Annotated in this window: 16 protein-coding genes; 10 read left to right on the top strand and 6 right to left on the bottom strand. The window is 45.0% G+C overall.

The genetic code is table 11. From position 1 onward, the window contains the following. Positions 1 to 244 precede the first annotated feature (244 nt). Positions 245 to 436, bottom strand: a complete 192-nt coding sequence (locus FEM55_RS09985) for a cold-shock protein (protein WP_026628253.1) — start codon at positions 434 to 436, stop codon at positions 245 to 247. A 179-nt stretch (positions 437 to 615) separates the two neighbouring features. Between FEM55_RS09985 and guaA the strand changes: the two genes are divergently transcribed. Continuing rightward, positions 616 to 2145 (top strand): glutamine-hydrolyzing GMP synthase, encoded by a 1530-nt coding sequence (guaA, locus tag FEM55_RS09990; protein ID WP_138281180.1) that lies wholly within the window; start codon positions 616 to 618, stop codon positions 2143 to 2145. Positions 2146 to 2217: 72 nt separating this feature from the next. Here guaA and FEM55_RS09995 read toward each other — a convergent pair whose 3' ends face one another. Next, positions 2218 to 2382, bottom strand: a complete 165-nt coding sequence (locus tag FEM55_RS09995; RefSeq protein WP_138281181.1) for a DUF1328 family protein — start codon at positions 2380 to 2382, stop codon at positions 2218 to 2220. Positions 2383 to 2664: 282 nt separating this feature from the next. On the opposite strand from FEM55_RS09995, the gene FEM55_RS10000 reads away from it, so the two are divergent. After that, positions 2665 to 4521, top strand: a complete 1857-nt coding sequence (locus tag FEM55_RS10000; protein ID WP_138281182.1) for a M1 family metallopeptidase — start codon at positions 2665 to 2667, stop codon at positions 4519 to 4521. A gap of 12 nt (positions 4522 to 4533) precedes the next feature. Here the strand turns inward: FEM55_RS10000 and FEM55_RS10005 are convergent, their stop codons facing one another. From FEM55_RS10005 to FEM55_RS10015, 3 genes are all read right to left on the bottom strand, one after another. Then, the gene (locus FEM55_RS10005) at positions 4534 to 7098 is read right to left on the bottom strand and encodes a DUF5686 and carboxypeptidase regulatory-like domain-containing protein (protein WP_138281183.1); all 2565 of its coding nucleotides are present in this window, start codon (positions 7096 to 7098) and stop codon (positions 4534 to 4536) included. Positions 7099 to 7281: 183 nt separating this feature from the next. Then, positions 7282 to 7989 (bottom strand): DsbA family oxidoreductase, encoded by a 708-nt coding sequence (locus FEM55_RS10010; RefSeq protein WP_138281184.1) that lies wholly within the window; start codon positions 7987 to 7989, stop codon positions 7282 to 7284. Positions 7990 to 8025: 36 nt separating this feature from the next. Beyond that, entirely contained in the window at positions 8026 to 8658 is a 633-nt protein-coding gene (locus FEM55_RS10015; RefSeq protein ID WP_138281185.1) for an NAD(P)H-dependent oxidoreductase, read from the bottom strand. A gap of 97 nt (positions 8659 to 8755) precedes the next feature. On the opposite strand from FEM55_RS10015, the gene FEM55_RS10020 reads away from it, so the two are divergent. Then, a complete protein-coding gene (locus FEM55_RS10020; protein WP_138281186.1) occupies positions 8756 to 9160 on the top strand; it encodes a winged helix-turn-helix transcriptional regulator in 405 nt (134 codons plus the stop codon). Positions 9161 to 9222: 62 nt separating this feature from the next. On the opposite strand, the gene fbaA is transcribed toward FEM55_RS10020, so the two are convergent. Beyond that, entirely contained in the window at positions 9223 to 10302 is a 1080-nt protein-coding gene (fbaA, locus tag FEM55_RS10025) for a class II fructose-bisphosphate aldolase (RefSeq protein ID WP_138281187.1), read from the bottom strand. 225 nt (positions 10303 to 10527) lie between these two features. Here fbaA and FEM55_RS10030 point away from each other — a divergent pair, with 225 nt between their 5' ends. The 7 genes from FEM55_RS10030 to FEM55_RS10060 all read left to right on the top strand — a co-directional run bounded on the left by FEM55_RS10030 (position 10528) and on the right by FEM55_RS10060 (position 19580). Next, complete coding sequence (locus tag FEM55_RS10030) at positions 10528 to 10767, top strand: hypothetical protein (protein ID WP_138281188.1); 240 nt, start codon at positions 10528 to 10530, stop codon at positions 10765 to 10767. Next, positions 10764 to 11969, top strand: a complete 1206-nt coding sequence (locus FEM55_RS10035; RefSeq protein ID WP_138281189.1) for a hemolysin family protein — start codon at positions 10764 to 10766, stop codon at positions 11967 to 11969. Before FEM55_RS10030 ends, FEM55_RS10035 begins: the two co-directional genes overlap by 4 nt. Positions 11970 to 12180: 211 nt before the next feature. Next, entirely contained in the window at positions 12181 to 13086 is a 906-nt protein-coding gene (gene bla, locus FEM55_RS10040) for a class A beta-lactamase, subclass A2 (protein WP_138281190.1), read from the top strand. Between the two features lie 45 nt (positions 13087 to 13131). Further along, a complete protein-coding gene (locus FEM55_RS10045; RefSeq protein WP_138281191.1) occupies positions 13132 to 13752 on the top strand; it encodes an ABC transporter ATP-binding protein in 621 nt (206 codons plus the stop codon). Between the two features lie 17 nt (positions 13753 to 13769). Continuing rightward, positions 13770 to 17231, top strand: a complete 3462-nt coding sequence (locus FEM55_RS10050) for a T9SS type B sorting domain-containing protein (RefSeq protein WP_138281192.1) — start codon at positions 13770 to 13772, stop codon at positions 17229 to 17231. A gap of 46 nt (positions 17232 to 17277) precedes the next feature. Then, positions 17278 to 17727: a DUF4920 domain-containing protein gene (locus tag FEM55_RS10055; protein ID WP_138281193.1), complete on the top strand. Its 450-nt coding sequence runs from the start codon at positions 17278 to 17280 to the stop codon at positions 17725 to 17727. 68 nt (positions 17728 to 17795) lie between these two features. Then, positions 17796 to 19580 (top strand): SGNH/GDSL hydrolase family protein, encoded by a 1785-nt coding sequence (locus FEM55_RS10060; protein WP_138281194.1) that lies wholly within the window; start codon positions 17796 to 17798, stop codon positions 19578 to 19580.

The following is a 19580-nucleotide window of genomic DNA, read 5'->3' on the forward strand; positions in this document are numbered from 1 at the left end:
ATAGAACCTTAGATTACACAAGTGGTTTTAAAATGCTATAAGCGGCTGGTGTGTACCCGGTGTTTGTTTTATAGATACAAAGAGAACAAACAAAGTTGCTCAAGTGCAGAAAAAAAGTTTCAGCGGTTGCTTTGCCGTATGAATGAGCGGCGGAGGAAGGAAAAAGGATCGAAAGGGCAGGGCATAAAAAAACCGTTTCGCGGCACATGCCTTGAAACGGTCTGGAATTTTATATTAAGGGCCCTCAGGCAAGCTTAACATTAATCGCGTTAAGTCCCTTACGTCCTTCCTGAAGGTCAAAAGTTACGTCGTCATTTTCGCGAACTTCGTCAACAAGACCGGAGATGTGTACGAAATAATCCTGTCCTGTTTCTGTGTCTTTAATAAACCCGTAACCTTTTGAGTCATTAAAGAATTTTACTGTTCCTTGATTCATATTAATTATTTATTGAAAATTTCGGTAAATATACACACAAGCGGTCGTTGGAACAAGGACGCCTCAAAAAATTAAATTTTAGCACAGAAAAGTACTGTTGAAGCTGTTTGTTGTTCCTGAACCTTTTTTTTTCATTTCGGGCAATCTGGCTACCTTTGCGTTTTAGATAGCATATATATATGACTGAACAAATTCTGATTTTAGATTTTGGTTCACAGTACACTCAATTGATTGCACGCCGCGTCCGTGAACTTAATGTTTATTGTGAAATCCATCCTTATAACAATTTCCCTGAACTCACTCCTCAAATAAAAGGTGTCATTCTTTCCGGAAGCCCTTGTTCCGTGCGGGATGAAAATTCTCCCAGTGTTGATTTAGGAAAGTTTCGCGGCATTGTGCCTGTTCTCGGAGTTTGCTACGGAGCACAGCTGATGGCAAGTGTACTTGGCGGCGAAGTAAAGCCTTCGCAGTTCCGAGAATACGGACGTGCACGCCTGGAAATCAATGACACCGATTCGTCTTTGCTCACAGGAATTTCCGGATCTTCACAGGTATGGATGTCGCACGGCGATACCATTGTACGCGAGCCCGAAAACTTCCGCATCATTGCTTCCACCGAGTCGGTAAGGGTTGCTGCGTTCAAGATTGAGGATGAGCTGACATACGGAATCCAGTTCCATCCGGAAGTAACCCATACGACGGAAGGCAAAACGCTGATGCAGAATTTTGTCGTTAATATTTGCGGATGCAGCCAGGACTGGACGGCGGAATCATTTGTGGAGCAGACGGTACAGCATCTTCGGCAGCGGCTTGGAAACGATCGTGTTGTGATGGCACTTTCCGGTGGCGTCGATTCTACGGTGGCAGCTACGCTTGTGCATCAGGCGATCGGGCCGAACCTGTTCTGTATTTTTGTGGACAACGGACTTTTGCGCAAAGACGAATTTGAAGAAGTACTGCATTCTTATCAGGATATGGGGCTGAATATCAAAGGCGTTGATGCAAAAGATCATTTTTATAAAGCACTCGCAGGCTTAACCGATCCGGAAGCAAAGAGAAAGGCAATCGGAAAATCCTTTATCGATATTTTTGATCAGGAAGCACATTTGATCGAAGAAGTCAAATGGCTCGGACAAGGAACGATTTATCCGGATGTAATTGAATCCGTTTCCATCAACGGCCCTTCGGCTACAATCAAATCGCATCACAATGTGGGCGGTCTGCCGGACTTCATGAAACTGAAAATCGTGGAGCCGCTGAATACTTTGTTCAAGGACGAAGTAAGGGCTGTTGGAAAAACACTGGGAATTGATCCTAAAATTCTGGGGCGTCATCCGTTCCCCGGTCCCGGGCTAGCCATTCGTATTCTGGGAGAAATCACACCGGAAAAAGTAGCCATTCTTCAGCAGGTCGATGCCATTTTCATCGGCGGTTTAAGGAAATGGAACTTGTATGAGGAGGTATGGCAGGCAGGTGTGATGCTCTTGCCAGTTCAGAGTGTGGGCGTAATGGGCGACGAAAGAACTTACGAAAGTGTTGTTGCCCTGCGTGCAGTAACTTCGATTGACGGAATGACGGCGGACTGGGCACATTTGCCTTATGTGTTTCTGGCGGAAATTTCCAATGAAATCATCAATCGTGTAAAAGGCGTCAACAGGGTTGTATATGATATTTCATCCAAGCCGCCGGCAACGATTGAATGGGAATAGGAATCGGAATGAACGTATAGCAAAAAAGCGGATGAAAATCCGCTTTTTATATTTGTGGTGCTTTTTGATATTTCAGGATCGTCCGACTCCGCGGCTGATCAGGCTCAATACGAATAATACCAGAAAAACAAAGAACAATACTTTAGCAATTCCAGCTGCCCCGGCAGCGATTCCGCCAAAGCCAAGTACTCCGGCAATAATTGCAACTATCAGAAAAATTACAGTCCATTTAAGCATGATTGACAAATAGTTTAAGTTTCAGATGAATTGTTATGATTGGGTATTTACCAATAATATGCCAAAAGCTTGTAGTTTATGTATTTTGGTTTAAAACGCTTTAAATCAAATGTGAATGCAGGTTTTGCACGAATCCGGTGTGGAGAATGATGCCCAGATCGGCAAATTCCTGTATTCTTTTTTTCAACAAAGTATAAAACCTTCGTTCCGTAATTATTTTTTACCGCAAAAGCCGCACAAATCTGCTATTTTGCATGACTATCTATTATATTAATGTTAAGAATGAAAGTTAAATTATTAGTACTGTTTCTTGCTTCTGTTACAATATCCGTTTCCGCACAAAGTAATCGCTGGCAGCAAAGGGTTAAGTATCAAATGAATGTGGATTTTGATGCTGTAAAGCATCAGTATAAGGGAACACAAAAGCTGACTTATACCAATAATTCTCCGGACACGCTCGGAAAAGTATTCTATCATTTGTACCTGAATGCATTTCAGCCGGGAAGCCAGATGGATGTCCGTTCCAGAACCATCAGCGATCCGGATTCGCGGGTTAAAGATCGTATTTCAAAACTCTCGCCTTCCGAAATCGGATATGAACGTATTACTTCTCTCAAACATAACGGCAAGCCGGTAATATACAAGGAAGTAGGGACAATTCTGGAAGTGACGCTTAATGAAAAGATTCTTCCCGGAACACAACATACTTTTGACCTGGAATTCGATGCGCAGGTTCCGGTTCAGATCCGTCGTACAGGCCGTGACAACAGCGAAGGCATTGATTATTCCATGGCACAATGGTACCCTAAATTATGCGAGTACGATTATGAAGGCTGGCATGCAAACCCGTACATTGCCAGGGAATTCTATGGCGTCTGGGGCGATTTTGATGTAAAACTGACTTTGGATGCTTCATATACTGTTGCTGCAACGGGTTATCTTCAGAATCCGGACAAAATAGGGCACGGCTATTCCAAAAAAGAAGTAAAGCATAAAGCCGGCGACAAACTGACATGGCATTTCATTGCACCTGAAGTCCATGATTTTATGTGGGCTGCGGATCGTGGTTATCAGCATGATATTCTGAAAGTGGACGATAATCTGGACATGCACTTTTTTTACCAGACAGACACGCTTGCCAGCGTCTGGAAAGAAATGGAGCCGCTTGCCGTACGCTGTTTCAAAATCATGAACGAAAAATTCGGTCGTTATCCTTACAAGCAGTATTCTGTGGTGCAGGGCGGTGACGGCGGCATGGAATATCCGATGGCGACATTAATAACCGGTCGTCTGAACCTTCCGGCACTGATCAGCGTAACGGTCCATGAATCCATTCACAGCTGGTTTCAGGGACTGCTGGGAACCAATGAATCCAAATACTCCTGGATGGACGAAGGTTTCACTACTTACGCGCAGAATCTCGTGATGGCCGAGTTGTTTCCTTCCAAGTCTGATCCGCAGCGGAGCACGACGCAGAGTTACATCAATCTGGTCAAATCCGGCCTGGAAGAACCTTTGACGACGCATGCCGATCATTACAATACCAATCGTGCTTACAGTGTTGCAAGTTATTCCAAAGGGGCCGTTTTTCTGAATCAGCTTGGTAATATCATTGGCAAAGACAAACTGGAAAGCGGAATGAAACGGTATTTCAACGAATGGAAATACAAGCATCCGAACCCGACCGATCTGAAACGCATCATGGAAAAAGAATCCGGCCTGGAACTGGACTGGTACTGGGAAGATTTTGTGGGAACAACCAAAACCATTGACTATGGCATTAAAGAAGTTGTTGCAAGCGGAAGCAATACGGACATTGTGCTGGAAAGAAAAGGACAGATGCCTATGCCGCTGGATGTCGTTGTAAGTTACAAGGATGGAACGCAGGAAAACTTTTACATTCCGCTGGAAATGATGCGAGGTGAAAAAAGTGAAAACCTGTATACAAAAACAACGCTTTTATCCGATTGGGGCTGGACTTATCCGGAATATTCCTTTTCGATTGGTCGCAATCTGGCCGATATTCAGCGCATTGTTATTGACCCTAGCCAGAGAATGGCGGATGTGAATGCAGAAAATAATTCGTATCCGTCCATCATCAAAGGATCGCCGAGGTTAAAAGCCGAAAAAGTAAGGTAAAAAATATGGAGATTATCTTCCGAATCTGAGTGACGTCCCGATTCGGAAGCCAATCCCTTTATACTGACTTCCATGAAACTGTACGACGCCTTCCAGGCGGATGACGCGCAGGATATCATCAATTCCGTAAACAAGTTCCTCATAATTGTTCATCGCCGGAACGCTCAGATAATGTAGTTGCAGGGTTTCCGAAATGCCCGTTACGCGCAATGCCTGAATTCTCGTTAGCAAAAAACGTTGTAAAGTCCAGACGGCATGAACCTGAAAAAACCGTTTGGATGTGCTGTACAAATAATAAGGCAGCATTCTGAACTGATCCGGCGGATAAGCGTATTGAAAGAAAAATTCATTGCCCATAAAGTGCCGGTAATCAGGAAAGCAAATCTGGCTTTTGTTCAGAAATGCACCTGCGTTCACAAAATATTCCAGATTGCTGCGCGGGCCGAGATTCAGGTTCTGGCGAGCCGTGGCCTGCAACATGGAATAATCCACATCTCCGACAACTGCCAGCCCGGATTTGTAATTGATCCCGAAAGAAGGGCCTTTGCTCCGCAAATATCTTTTTTCTCCGTTTCTGATGAGGTATCTGCGCCACGGACGAATATTGACCGTAAGATCAAGCAGCAAAGCATTATGTTCGTTGAAACCGGTATTTGCAAGCTCGCGATTGACCGGCCGGTTTGGCGTATAGCTGAATTTATCCCAGAAGAAAATAGGCCGGGCCGTTTCCTGATTGAAAAGTTCCTTTCGGTGCTCGTACTGGAGATTGCCCGTCAGGCTGAAAATATCGCCGATGTTATAAAGTGAAAACTCGGCCATTGCATATTGCTTCTGATAAAGTTTCATGAAACTGCGGTCGAAAAAACGGGCTGCAATGCTGTTGGGAAGCGGCGGAATCGGATTGTTCGGATTAATCTGGCTGGCCATTTCACCGCCGGAAAGCTTAAAGCTCCATTTCTCGTTTCCAATGCTTGTCTCCAGATTGCCGTAAACGCGTTTCCTGCCGAAAGAATAACGGACAAGCGGGCGTATGCTCCAGAAATAGCCTTTGTTCCATTTTCGCTGCCATTCGGTAAGCAGGTTTATGGCATTTCCCTCAACGGTATTGTACGTAATGGAAAGCAGAGGGCTTTTGAAATAAAAGGTTTTGCCGGAGCCCAGCGAATACGTATTGCCCGTTACAATATGAAAAGGTTTGAAATACAATGAATCCGGGCGTGATTTTACTTTTTTTGCTTCTTTAATTTCCTGAATGCTGTCCTGCAGAACATAGCTTGAAACTTCGGATTTTGTCAAAGGAATCGGGCGCAGTTCCTGCCAGTACGTTGTATCCCTTTTGTTAGCCATGGAATCGATGGTGATGGAATCCTGGCGAACGAGGCGGCTGCTTTTTGCATTTTTATTCTCTTTTTTCTGATCTTTTTCGAATTGCTTCGTCAGTTTCCTGAAATTTCTGGTAGAAAACTCCTTCTGATCTTTGATCAGTTCTTCAAGGTTTTTTTTGCGCTGGCCGTTTGTCGCAATCTTTTCTTTTTTGTGATCGGCAATAACGATGTCTTCACGCAGATTGGGATCAACATCCAGATTATTGTACTGGATCGAAACCAGATACCGGAATTCACCCGCAAAGCCGAGGTAACTGCCATTAATACGAAATTGCTGATTTACAGGAATCCAGACATTTTGAACCGGGCTGAAAATCTGTTTGGCCGAAATGTTCAGTCCGCTTGTCGTTGTTTGCAGGTCGTAGCTGTGAATCGACCAGCGATTTTCCAGAATGAACAAACTTCCTTTAAAAACGCCTTCGCCGTAAGCCTTCGGAATCACCTTGATCTTGTTTACGATCTGGCCCTGATCTTCAAAAAAACCTTCGTACTCGAACTTGTAATAACTGAATGCCTTCGGTGAAAGCGGCGTAATGGTATTGGCAATTTCCGGACTGTACAAACTGGCCAGAATGTATTCATTCGGCGAAGGGATGCTGTTATCCAGACTGTTGCGAGTTGATACAATCTTCTGGCTGTACGTATTCGGTCTGCGGTATTTAATTTCTGCCACACTTTCGTTCAGAATGGCCTTTCCTTCCTGAATGCCTTCTTTTTTCAGCCTGCTTTCTACGAGATAGGGGATTTTGGTTGGAATAGCGGTACTTCTGGAATAAACTTTTGCGGTATAGCCGCGTAGCTGCAGCTGGTGAAAACGGGCTTTGGCAATAGCGCGCCGCATAATGGTATATGCCGGATCTTCCTTACCGCTTCCTACGGTTGCCTCCTGCAGGTTAAGCGCCTGTTCTTCCAGTTGTATGTTGATTTCTGAAAAATCATTGCCTACGGTTACAGTTCTGTTAACACTTTTAAAGCCCAGGTATTGATAAACAATTTCATAAGTACCCGGCGATAAAGCAAATTCATAAGCGCCTTCTTCATTGGCCATGGTTCCGTTGCTTGTGCCTTTTACCGCAATGCCTGCATATGGAAGCGGCTCTCCGTTTTTTGTTGTGATCCGTCCGCTGATACCTCCGGCATAAGATGTGTTGATAATGGCAATAAAAGCAATCAGGAATAAAGCTGAGCGCATAAAGTCAAGTGTATGGTTCGGACGAAACTATTTTACTGATCTTAATTATACGTATATAATTGTACCAGATATTGATCCATGCGAAATTTTTCACCTGCCGTCGCATTTGTTTGGTTTCAAAGAAAATAAAAAAGCAGTGAACCGCCTGTTGCGATCCACTGCTTTTATCCGTGATTCTTGTTTTTACTTACAGGCTCCGTCCGGCGTACAGGCGGCGCCATCAGCAAATGTCAGTAACGGAGCAGGATTTGCTTTTTCCCATTCTTCAAAAGATTGTTCCAGTGCACCTAGGAATGTTTCAGGCTGCTGAGCGCCGGAAACGGCGTATTTGCGGTCCAGAACAAAAAACGGAACGCCTCTGGCTCCAACCTGCTGGGCTTCATATATATCTTTACGCACTTCGTCACTGAACCGCGTTCCTTCCAGTACTTTCCGCAATTCCGATGCGTCAAGGCCGGTTGCTGTTCCGAGTTCAATCAACACTTCATGGTCGGCTGTATTTTTGCCATCTGTAAAATAGGCTTTGAACAACTGCTCTTCGGCTTCATCGCCTAAGCCTTTTGTCTTAGCGAACTGAACAAACCGGTGTGCATCAAACGAATTGGCCACAACGGATTTTTCCATGTTGTATTCCAGCCCGACTTCCCTTGCAAGATTCGTAACATGATCTGTAACCTGTTCAGCGTAATCCGGCGTCCAGCCCTTTGTTTCGGCAAGATAATCGTTAATGCTCCTGCCCGGTTCGGTTTTCATCTGCGGATTGAGCTGAAAACTTTTCCATTCAATATTTATTCTATCCCTGTGAGGAAATTCTGCCAGTGCTTTCTCAAACTTGCGTTTTCCGATATAGCAAAAAGGGCACATGACATCGCTCCAGATTTCTACTTTCATAACCGAATGTGTTTAAGTCAAAGTCAATAGGGAATATCAAATCCGGATAAAAAGTTCATCATGCGGCCTTCTCACTTTTTTGGCACGCACCAACGGATCTTTTTCCTCATCCCGGTAGCCAAGCGTCACAATGACAACGCTGCGCAAACCTTTTTCCCTCAAGCCCAAAAGTTCGTCCAATTGCTCGGCATTGAATCCTTCCATCGGCGTCGCATCCACGTTTTCCGTTGCAGCTGCCACCAATGCATGTCCGAGTGCAATGTAAGCCTGTCTGGCAGCCCATTGAAAATTCACGTCTTCCGACCTGCTCAGTATACCGCCCTGAATGCTGCTCTGGAATCCGGCAAGCGATTCAACGGAAATACCGCGCGTTGTTGCGATCAGATTCATGTATTCAGTTATGTCGTTTGCAGTAATTTTTTCCCACGCCGCAAAAACCAGCAGGGCAGAAGATTCAAGGATCTGAGGCTGGTTGTTGGCTATGGTATGTATTTTTTCTTTTGTTTCTTTATCCTCAATAACCAGAATAGTATATGGCTGAAGTCCGACTGAAGAAGGCGAAAGTTTGATTGCTTCCAGGATTGTATCCAGTTTTTCCTGTGGAACGGCTGTTCCGTTCATGCGTTTGGTAGCGTACCGCCAGTTTAATTTTTCGATTAGATCACTCATTTTTCTTTGAATTGATATTTAAGTGCACAAACTTAAATAAATAAGCTATACATTTGTAAGTACTATACAAAAGGATAGTTAAATAAGTTCGGTAAAGATGGAAAATACAGTAACGAAGGAAAATCCTGAAGAAGTTGGAAATCACGCGTCTTCGGCGTGTACAAAATCGCTTGGTGAGTGTACCAAAAGTATACTGCCGGTCCGTGATGCGCTGGAAGTGCTGAGCGGAAAGTGGAAACTGCCGATTATTATATCGTTAATGTTCGGAAACAAGCGTTTTTCACAGATTGCAAAGGAAGTGCCCGGCATCACGGACAAAATGTTGTCCAAGGAGCTGCGGGATCTGGAAGCAAATGAACTGGTGAAGAGAAGTGTTTACAACGCCATTCCCGTTGTCGTCGAATACTCACTAACTGAATATGGATTCTCTCTTCAGAATGTCATTGCCGTACTGCGCAATTGGGGCACAACGCACCGCAAGCGAATTATGGGCGCAGAATGATACACAGATACAAAAAAGGCAACCTTTTACGGTTGCCTTTTTTGTAAGTTCCTGATTGCGGATTATCCAAGCTGGTTAATGCAGTTCAGATCTTCGAATGCATGTTTAAGACGTTTGATCATGCTTTCTTCTCCTTTACGAAGCCATACGCGCGGATCGTAATATTTTTTGTTCGGAGAGTCGCTGCCTTCCGGATTGCCCAGCTGCGTCTGCAGATATGGTTCTTTTTCTTTATAGTATTGCAGAATTCCTTCCCATGTAGACCATTGCATATCGGTATCAATGTTCATTTTAATTGCACCGTATTCAATCGCCTCGCGGATTTCTTCACGCGACGAGCCTGATCCTCCGTGGAATACGAAGTTCACCGGCAAATCGCCCGTTCCGAATTTCTCTTTGATGTAATTCTGTGAATTGTTAAGGATTTTTGGCTGAAGCTTCACATTACCCGGTTTGTAAACGCCGTGAACGTTTCCGAAAGCAGCCGCAATGGTAAAGTTCGGAGAAATTTTTGACAGCTCTTCGTAAGCATAAGCTACTTCTTCAGGCTGAGTATAAAGCTTGGAACTGTCCACATCACTGTTATCCACACCGTCTTCTTCTCCGCCTGTAACGCCAAGTTCAATTTCCAGCGTCATACCGATTTTGGCCATACGCTCAAAATATTTAGAAGAAATCTCGATATTTTCCTCGATGGATTCTTCTGACAAATCCAGCATGTGTGAACTGTATAACGGTTTGCCATACTGGTCAAAGTAACGCTCGCCTGCTTCAAGAAGCCCGTCAATCCATGGAAGAAGTTTTTTTGCGCAGTGATCGGTATGCAGAATAACCGGAACGCCGTAAAGTTCTGCCATTTGGTGTACATGCATGGCGCCGGAAATCCCGCCCGCTATTGCAGCCTGCTGATTGGTGTTCGGAACGCTCTTTCCTGCGTAAAATATAGCACCGCCATTGGAAAACTGGATGATAACCGGGCTGTTTACTGCCTTTGCAGTTTCCAGAACTGCATTTACTGAGTTGGTTCCAACCACGTTAACTGCCGGAAGGGCATAATTGTTTTCGTTGGCATGGCGGAAAATTTCGCTAACTCCATCACCGGTTACAACGCCGGGTGCAAAGCGTTTTGTGGTTTCGCTCATAGTAAAAGGATATTTTTTCAATAAATTATTTTACAATTCATATATAAGTAATGAACTGTCTGTCAATTGCTGCAAGTTAGGTATTTTAAAGAAAATGGCGGAAATATGTACTACATATTATGATCCGGAACGAAGATTTATGCGCGTACAGCCATTATGACAAAACTGTGTATCTTTGAAACTTATTAAAATGCTGATTTCCGATTACATTAAATTTTCCGGTTCATGAATTCCAGACTGACAAGAACGATCTTACTTGCGCTTGCGCTCGGTTTTTTTGTGGTATGGGTTCTGGAATTCCGCCGCACTACGCTTTTTGAAAGTTACTGGCTGCTGCTGCTGAGCATTGTATGTCTGCTTTTTTTTCAGTTCAGCAGGCTTAAAGCCTCTTTAAAGGCCGGAAAAACAGAAAATTCCGTTTCCAACCCTGTTAAAAGCAAATCTGCCAAAACTGTGAAAAAATGAGCATTGTATATCTCTGTATAACCGTTGTATTTTTCATCCTGACCGGCTATTACGGAGCAGTGCGTTCCGTTTTGCTGGACATCAGTATGGACCGCTATTCGTGGAGACACGAAAAAGCGGAGGAAATTTACCAGACGTTATACTGGCGCCGAATTCTTCGCATGATCCGCCTTGTAACCGTTGCATTCGGATGCTTTTTTGCAGTTGAAGCGCTTTATCCGGTTCTTTCCCTGCATACGACGTTACAGGAGGAACTGGTTGTGTTGCTGATGTTTGTAGGCTTGGCGGTTACCTGGATGCTGTCTTACACCGGCTGGATTAAAATAGGCAGGAGCTTTCCGAAAACGCTTGATCTTACTGCTTTTCCGGTCAGGCTGGGTGAATGGTTTATGACGCCGTTATACTGGATTGTAGAGCCTTTTGTCAAGGAAAACATACTTTCTGCTTCACTTCGCGATGATGCGGCTTCTGCGGATGACCCGGATTTCGATGATCACAGCATTGAAGAACGCATGTTTATCAATGCACTTGATTTCAAGGATTTGAGAATAAGGGATTGCATGATTCCCAGAACCGAGATTTCTGCAGTGAATGTTAATGCCAGCATTGAAGATTTACGGACCATCTTTCTGACCAGCGGACATTCCAAAATCATTGTGCACCGCGATTCTGTGGACGACGTGCTTGGTTACTGCCATGCGCTTTCCCTTTTTAAAAAACCCAGGGAAATCAGCAATATCATTACACCGATCCTGATTGTGCCGGAAGCCATGCCTGCAAGTGATCTGATGCTGCGGTTTCTGGAAGAAAGAAGAAGTCTGGCGCTGGTTGTGGACGAGTTCGGAGGAACTTCGGGGCTGGTGAGTGTGGAAGATGTGGTCGAACAGATTTTCGGGGAAATACAGGATGAATATGACTCCACGGAAGACTGGACGGAGCGCAAGCTGGATGATGAAAGCTATATTTTCAGCGCCCGCCATGAGCTGGATTATCTGAATGAAAAGTACGGCTGGGAGTTGCCGGAAGGCGATTACGACACTTTGGCGGGCATGCTGATCCATTTTTATGGCGATTTGCCGGATGTGAATGACACTGTAAGTATTCCGCCGTATCTGTTTCAGGTCGTATCCATGCAGGACACACGGATTGAACTGGTTCGTCTGACGATTGAGGAAAAAGATAAAAATGCAGATAAAAGCTGATAGTCCTTTGCTGTTGGCTGTTAGCTTTTAGCGATTAGCAAATAGCGACTAGGTTCAAGTTTTCTGAAAGATTAATATTTGGTCAGTAAACAATTACAAACGAAACATCCCGCTAAATCAAAAGCAATCCATTAAATCATTTCATTTTCCTGAAAGTACAAAAGCTAAAAGCTAAAAGCTAAAAGCTAACCGCTAAAAGCCAATCATCCAAATGAAAATACACGTGTTCCGAATCCTTTTAGCCTCATTAATAACAGGTTTTCTTTTTTTACCGGAAAATTCAGTTGCCCAGAAAGACGAATTACATGCTAGCATAGACTCCATTTCAAAACGGGTGCAAGGCACGGTCGGGGTCGGGATCATGGAACTGAAAAGCGGCGAAACATTTTTTCTGAATAAAGCGCACAAATTTCCGATGCAGAGTGTTTTCAAATTCCCTCTGGGAATGGCTGTTCTGCATCAGGTTGATAAAGGCAAACTTTCACTGGATCAGAAAATCCATGTGACAAAAGATGATCTTAATCCGGATACGTGGAGCCCGCTGCAGAAGAAATTTCCTGAAGGAAATCTGGATATTTCTCTACGGGATCTGCTGATTTACACGGTTTCCCTAAGCGATAATAATACGTGTGATATTTTATTTAAACTTGTCGGCGGACCTCGGAACGTTAACAAGTATATTCATAACCTCGGCGTAAAAGACATTAACATTGTGGCGACGGAAGCTGAAATGGCCAAATCTTGGGATGTGCAGTTTACAAACTGGTGCCAGCCGCCTGCCATGATCCAGCTTTTGCATATACTTCATCAGGGAAAAAACCTTTCAGAATCCAGTACGGAATTTTTATTGAAAATCATGACGGAAACGCCGACCGGCCTGAACCGTATCAAAGGATTGCTTCCGGAAAATACAAAAGTCGCGCATAAAACAGGTTCTTCCGGCACGAACGACAAAGGCATTAGCGCCGCTTTCAATGATGCAGGAATCGTTACAATGCCAAATGGAAAATACATTGCCATTGTTGCTTTCGTTTCCAACACGGCTGCAGATGAAAAAACGCGGGATTTGGTCATTGCGCAGATCAGCCGGGCTGCATGGGATTACTATTCCAGATAACTCAAAAATAATTTATTTAAAACGCTCCATTTTTACCGAACAGCATTGCAGATCAGGGTTGAAAATATAGGAAAGAAATTTATCAGGGAATGGATTGTCCGCAATGCCAATTTTGAACTCGAAGCAGGGCAGAAATATACTTTCGTCGGGCCGAATGGCAGCGGAAAATCTACTTTGCTTCAGTTGCTGACAGGCATGGTGCCGGTTACCGAGGGAAAAATACGTTATGTAAATACTGACGGCAGGGAAATCGAAGAAGACAACTGGTATAAACAGCTGGTTATTGCCGCGCCTTATCTGGAACTGATCGAGGAATTTACGCTTCGTGAGCTGCTCGACTTTCATAAAAAGTTCAAACCCTTCAAAAACGGCATTTCATCGCGCGATTTTGAAGACTTCATTCAGCTTCCGCATGCAAGCGACAAGGTCATCCGCCATTTTTCATCGGGTATGAAGCAAAGGGTAAAGCTGGGCCTCGCTTTTATGTCGGATGTTCCGGTGATTTTTCTGGATGAACCCACGACAAATCTGGATGTACAGGGAATAAAATGGTATCTGGAACACGTAACGGAGCATACCCGCGATCAATTGCTTTTGCTGGGCTCCAATGTAGAACAGGAATACGAATTCTGTGAAAATATCATTTCAGTTTCTGCGTTCAAATAGAAATTACAAGTCACGCTATGCAGAAAAATCTACTTTTAATCCTCCTTCTTTTTCTTATTTCTTTCCAGCCGCTGCAAAATACACTCGCCGGTGACATGCATTTTATTGAAAACCGCGGCCAGTGGGAGCCGGAAGTTTTATACCGCGCTGAAATTCCGGGCGGATTTCTTTTTCTGAAAAACAAGTCGCTTGTTTATGTATTGTATGACGCCGCCAGGGTTTCGGCCATGCACGGGAAAAAAGCCGCTGACTCCGGAAACATTCGGAACAATGCCGCAGCCGGCCATATGATTCCTGCGCACGGCGTGGAAGTGGTTTTTCAGAATGCTTCCGAAAGCATCCGTTACAAACCGGAAAGAGAAACACGGATTCACTATAATTATTTTCTCGGAAAAGAGGAAAGCAAGTGGGCAGGAAATGTAAAAGCCTTTGAAGAAGTAACTTACAAAAATGTTTATACCGGAATTGACCTGCGTATTTACATGCATCAGTTCAAGCTCAAATATGAATTCATCGTTCAGCCGAATGCGGACCCTGCTCAGATCAGGCTGAAATACAATGGAGCCGAAAATATTTCGCTGAACGAAAACGGACAAATTGTTGTGAAAACTTCCATTGGCCAGTTTAAGGAAGCGGAGCCCTATACGTTTCAGACTGTCAACGGAAAACAAGCGGATGTGTCTTCACATTTTGCGGTAACTCCGGATAAAAGCGTTCACTTCGTGCTGCCCAAAGGTTATGATAAGACCAAAAAACTGACGATTGATCCCGAACTGATATTTTCAACTTACTCCGGGTCCGTTGCCGATAACTGGGGCCATACCGCAACGTATGACGGGGAAGGTAACCTTTATTCCGGCGGAACTGTTTTTGGTACCAATTTCCCTGCAACGACCGGCGCTTTTCAGGTGAAGTTCGAAGGTTTGGTGGATGTTTCCATTCTGAAATTTACGCCGGACGGAAGTCAGCTTGTCTATGCTACATTTCTGGGCGGGAACAGCACCGATATTCCAAGCAGCCTGATCGTCAACAGCAAAAACGAACTGCTTGTTCTGGGACTTACTTCTTCCGCTAACTTTCCCGTCCGGAGTTCCGCTTTTCAGGCAACATTTGGCGGCGGCTCTTCAGTGGTTCCGATATCCGGGCTGGACTTGCCGAATGGAAGCGATATTTTCGTATCAAAGCTCAGTGCAAGCGGAGCGCAGCTGACGGCATCTACATTTCTGGGCGGAAAAGGCAACGACGGCGTAAGCAATCCGACCAATTTCACGATCCGGAATTACGGCGACAGTTTCAGGGGCGAAATCGTGCTGGACAAGGCGGACAATGTGCTGGTGGCGTCGTCTACAAATTCGCAGGATTTTCCATTGAAAAACCCGGTTCAAAACAAGCTGGCAGGAAATCAGGACGGCGTTGTTTTAAGGCTGGCACCTGAGCTGAACAGTCTTTTATGGAGCACTTACATCGGAGGCGACAAGGAAGATGCCGCTTATTCAATCAAATCTGCCGCAAACGGTGATATTTACGTCACAGGAAATTCACAGAGCAGCACGCTTCCGACCAGTTCCAGTTCTTTTCAGCAGAAACTTAGCGGTACCGAAGACGCATTCGTTGCAAGGTTCTCAGCCGACAAGCTGGCCGGAATGACGTATCTGGGAACGGCTAATGCGGATGCCGCTTATCTTATCGACCTGGATGCAAGCAGTAATGTGTACGTTTATGGACTTACAAACGGAGCATACCCGGTAAGTCCGGGTGTTTACAGCAATGAAAAAAGCGGCCAGTTCATTCACGCGCTGGATGCGACATTGTCCAAAACAGTTTTTTCAACGGTTATAGGATCGGGGCGGGGTACGCCGGATATTTCCCCGACGGCATTTCTGGTGAGCGAATGCGGGAATATTTACATAGCCGGCTGGGGCGGAAACGTCAATTCAGATACGGATTTCAATCCGGCGAGCAGTACGAATAACCTTAAAGTAACGGACGATGCCATCAAATCCACAACCAACGGGAACAACTTTTACATTGCCATTCTGGAACAGGGCGCCAAGTCGCTTCTGTATGCTACCTATTTCGGAAGCTCCACGCGCACGGGCTTTATTCAGGGCGATCATGTGGACGGCGGTACAAGCCGGTTTGACAAAAACGGAACTATTTATCATGCAACCTGCGCCTGTGGCGGAACGCATTTTCCTGTAACACCGCAAGCCTGGTCCAAAACGAACAACAGCGAAAACTGCAACAATGCAGCCTTTAAAATCGATATCGACAGGTTAAAAGCAGACTTTGACGTTTACTCCGGAAGTACCAAAGATGTAGTCCGCGGATGTGCGCCGCTGGAACTTACGTTTATCAATACGAGCGAAGGCGGCGTGGATTATATCTGGGACGTCGGCGAAAGCACCATTTCCCGCGAAGAAGATCAGGCGGAATATACTTTTAAAAATCCGGGCGAATATACTGTCACTCTAAAAGCGTATAACCGTCTGAGCTGCAAGCGCATGGATGTAGCACAGAAAAAAATCATTGTGGAAACGCTGAATACCAAAGTAATGGCGGATACTGCAGTTTGTGAAAATTCTTCCGTCAAGCTTTTTGCATCCGGCGGCACGCAGTACAAATGGTCGCCTGCTGCCGGAATGGACAATGCGGCAAGTGCAACACCAACTGTTACGGTAAAGGAGAATACGGAATTTACGGTGGAAATCAGCAATGCAAGCGGTTGCAAGGTAACTGAAAATGTAAAAGTAAACGTGGAAAAGAAATCCGATTTTGTTGATATGCCCGATACCGAAGTTTGTGCAGGTTCTACTGTAGTGTTAACCGTTTCCGGAGATGCAAAACAGTACCGCTGGCTGCCCAATGACGGTTTGCCGGAAACAATCGGACAATCTGTAACGGTAAAACCGGAAAAAACAACAACTTACACGATTGAAGGCATTTATGACGACGGTTGCAGGCCGGTCAGGGAAATTACCGTTAAAGTGGACAGAACCTTTGAGCCGGCTTTTGAAATAGCGCAGTCGGGCGGCGCGTGCAATGCTCCTTTTTCTTACTCCATGATCAATCATACCAAAAATGCACAAAAGTATGAATGGGATCTGGGCGCAGGCCATGTGACGGGTGAAAAGGACATAAAGGAATATGTTTACGAAACACCGGGAGATTATACCGTTACTTTGACGACTTACAATGCTGCGGGATGCGCACTTTCATTGTCCAAAACGCTGTCGGCTGCTCCGGCATTTACGCTCAGCAACGTTATTACCCCGAATGGCGATGGCAAAAATGATTTCTTTGTTGTTCCGGTTCCGGCTTCGTCGCTGGAAGTTTTTAACCGCTGGGGAAAGTCCGTTTTCAAAGCGTCGGATTATAAAAATGACTGGGGAAAAGGCATTGCCAACGGTACTTATTTCTATGTAGTGGATACGCCGCAGGGAAACCACTGCAAAGGCTGGGTTGAGGTTTTGGAATAAATAAATTTTAGCTTAAATTGTTTCTTGTCACTATAATCCCGATTTTATGAAAAAGCTGATCCTGTTTTTACTGGGAATAATCGCCATGTGTACGGCTCATGCACAAAACGCAGGCCATTTTGGAAAAGAGATAAATGATAGCAAAGCCATGGAGGCAAGCGCATTGCCTCAAAAGATGGGAAACAAAACAGAAATGGATGCCAAGGTAAGCGGTACCGTTGAATCCGTTTGTCAGGTGAAAGGCTGCTGGATGAAAGTCAAAATGGCCGATGGTGAAACCATGCGCGTGATGTTCAAGGATTATGCCTTTTTTGTTCCGAAAGATATAGCCGGCAAAACCGTTGTGTTTGAAGGAGAAGCACAAAAGAAAACCGTTCCTGTCGAACATCTGCAGCATTATGCAAAAGACGCGGGCAAAAGCCAGGAAGAAATTGCCAAAATCACCGAACCAAAAGAGGAGCTCACATTCATTGCAGATGGCGTCATTGTGAAATAATCGGATTCTATAAAGTTAGAAGTAATCGGACGGACACTTTTGTATAGCAAAAGTGTCCGTCTTTATTTATGAAATCTGCATTTACCTGTTTTCTGTTTGTTCTGCTTTTTACTTCCCGGTTACTGTTTGCCCAGAACGGCAAAATCAAATGGTGGAATCCGGAGACCGCAACTTTTCCCGTCATTGAAGGTCAGGCGTGGCCGAAGGAACTGAAAAGCCCGTATGACCGGCTTCCTGCACGCGCAGAAAAGCAGGTTCGTGAACCGGTTTGGGACCTTGCCGGAATGCCTTCGGGTTTAATGCTTCGATTTCGCGCCAATTCATCTGAAATCAGCGTCCGTTATGTGGTCAGCGGACAACATGCTTTGCCGCATATGCCTGCAACCGGCGTGAGCGGCGTGGATCTTTATGCATTGTCAAATGACGGAGACTGGCTTTGGTGTGCAGCAAAATATGCTTTCGGCGATACGATTACCTTTGATTTTAAAAACCTGAATCCAAACGACAACTATCATAAAAAAGGTCGGGAGTACAGACTTTTTCTGCCATTGTATAACAAGATAAAGTGGCTAGAAATAGGAACACCGGAAAAAGCTGAATTTACGCCTCTGGCAGTAAGGCCTGACAAGCCGGTTGTTGTTTACGGAACTTCCATCGCGCAGGGCGCCTGTGCTTCCCGGCCGGGAATGGCCTGGACGTCGATACTTGGAAGAAAGCTGGATCGTCCGCTGATTAACCTTGCTTTTTCCGGAAACGGAATGCTTGAAAATAAATTGATCAACATGATTTCGGAAATAGATGCCAAAATGTATGTACTCGATTGCCTTCCGAATATGACCATCCGTCCGGAGGATCCTGATAGTGATCTGACGATTGAAGACGTTTACAAACGGATTCTCGCTTCGGTGCATACTTTGCGTGAAAAACGGCCAAGTGTTCCGATTGTCCTCGCCGCACATGCCGGCTATACGGATGGAGACATCAATCCGCAAAGCAGGCATTTTTACATGGAAGTAAACGAGACGCTGGAAAAGGCTTATGCCGCGTTGAAATCGGAAGGAATAAAGGAGCTTTACATGATTCCGAAAGAAGATTTCAAACAGGATACGGAAACGATGGTTGATGGAACGCACCCGAATGACCTTGGCATGATGCGCTATGCCGAGGGTTACGAAAAGCACATCCGTATCATTCTCCATGAAGAAACCGGTGCGTTTTCAACGACAAAGCCATTGACGCAAATGCGGGAACTGTATAATTATGACTGGGAAGCAAGGCACCGTGAAATCCTTGAACTGAACAAGAAATCTGTACCAACGAATGTAATCATCGGCAATTCCATTACGCATTTCTGGGGCGGCATGCCGAAAGGTCCGCGTGCAGTAGGCGAGGATTCCTGGATGGATACGTTCGGCAAAAATGCAAGAAATCTGGGTTATGGCTGGGACCGGATTGAAAATGTTCTGTGGCGGGTTCATCATGGCGAGCTGGACGGCGATCCGATCAGCCGGATTTTTGTCAATATCGGAACGAACAACCTTCATCTGAATACGGATGATGAAATTGTGGAAGGCTGGCGGTTGCTGATTAAGGCAATAAAATACCGGCAGCCAAAGGCACAAATCACCATGTTAGGCATTTATCCGAGACGCGCGCAGGAAGCCAGAGTGGAAAAACTCAATAAAAAACTGGCATTGCTGACCGGTGGAACCAATGTTGATTATCTGGATCCCGGAAAAGTATTTTTGCAGAAAGACGGTAAAATTGACGAATCGCTGTTTTCAGACGGGCTGCATCCCAATGCAAAAGGCTACTCGGTTCTTGGAAAAGCAATCAAATCATTTGTAAAGTAA

The organism is Dyadobacter sediminis, from assembly GCF_005860765.1.
GTDB classification, from domain to species: domain Bacteria; phylum Bacteroidota; class Bacteroidia; order Cytophagales; family Spirosomataceae; genus Dyadobacter; species Dyadobacter sediminis.

Bases quoted from the DNA above. Each gene is read 5' to 3' on its own strand.
- FEM55_RS09985 (WP_026628253.1), bottom strand. From the start codon at position 436: ATGAATCAAGGAACAGTAAAATTCTTTAATGACTCAAAAGGTTACGGG.
- FEM55_RS10035 (WP_138281189.1), top strand. From the start codon at position 10,764: ATGAGCATTGTATATCTCTGTATAACCGTTGTATTTTTCATCCTGACC.
- FEM55_RS10005 (WP_138281183.1), bottom strand. From the start codon at position 7,098: ATGCGCTCAGCTTTATTCCTGATTGCTTTTATTGCCATTATCAACACA.
- FEM55_RS10000 (WP_138281182.1), top strand. From the start codon at position 2,665: ATGAAAGTTAAATTATTAGTACTGTTTCTTGCTTCTGTTACAATATCC.
- FEM55_RS10050 (WP_138281192.1), top strand. From the start codon at position 13,770: ATGCAGAAAAATCTACTTTTAATCCTCCTTCTTTTTCTTATTTCTTTC.
- guaA (WP_138281180.1), top strand. From the start codon at position 616: ATGACTGAACAAATTCTGATTTTAGATTTTGGTTCACAGTACACTCAA.
- bla (WP_138281190.1), top strand. From the start codon at position 12,181: ATGAAAATACACGTGTTCCGAATCCTTTTAGCCTCATTAATAACAGGT.
- FEM55_RS10010 (WP_138281184.1), bottom strand. From the start codon at position 7,989: ATGAAAGTAGAAATCTGGAGCGATGTCATGTGCCCTTTTTGCTATATC.
- FEM55_RS10060 (WP_138281194.1), top strand. From the start codon at position 17,796: ATGAAATCTGCATTTACCTGTTTTCTGTTTGTTCTGCTTTTTACTTCC.
- FEM55_RS10030 (WP_138281188.1), top strand. From the start codon at position 10,528: ATGAATTCCAGACTGACAAGAACGATCTTACTTGCGCTTGCGCTCGGT.
- FEM55_RS09995 (WP_138281181.1), bottom strand. From the start codon at position 2,382: ATGCTTAAATGGACTGTAATTTTTCTGATAGTTGCAATTATTGCCGGA.
- FEM55_RS10055 (WP_138281193.1), top strand. From the start codon at position 17,278: ATGAAAAAGCTGATCCTGTTTTTACTGGGAATAATCGCCATGTGTACG.
- FEM55_RS10015 (WP_138281185.1), bottom strand. From the start codon at position 8,658: ATGAGTGATCTAATCGAAAAATTAAACTGGCGGTACGCTACCAAACGC.
- fbaA (WP_138281187.1), bottom strand. From the start codon at position 10,302: ATGAGCGAAACCACAAAACGCTTTGCACCCGGCGTTGTAACCGGTGAT.
- FEM55_RS10020 (WP_138281186.1), top strand. From the start codon at position 8,756: ATGGAAAATACAGTAACGAAGGAAAATCCTGAAGAAGTTGGAAATCAC.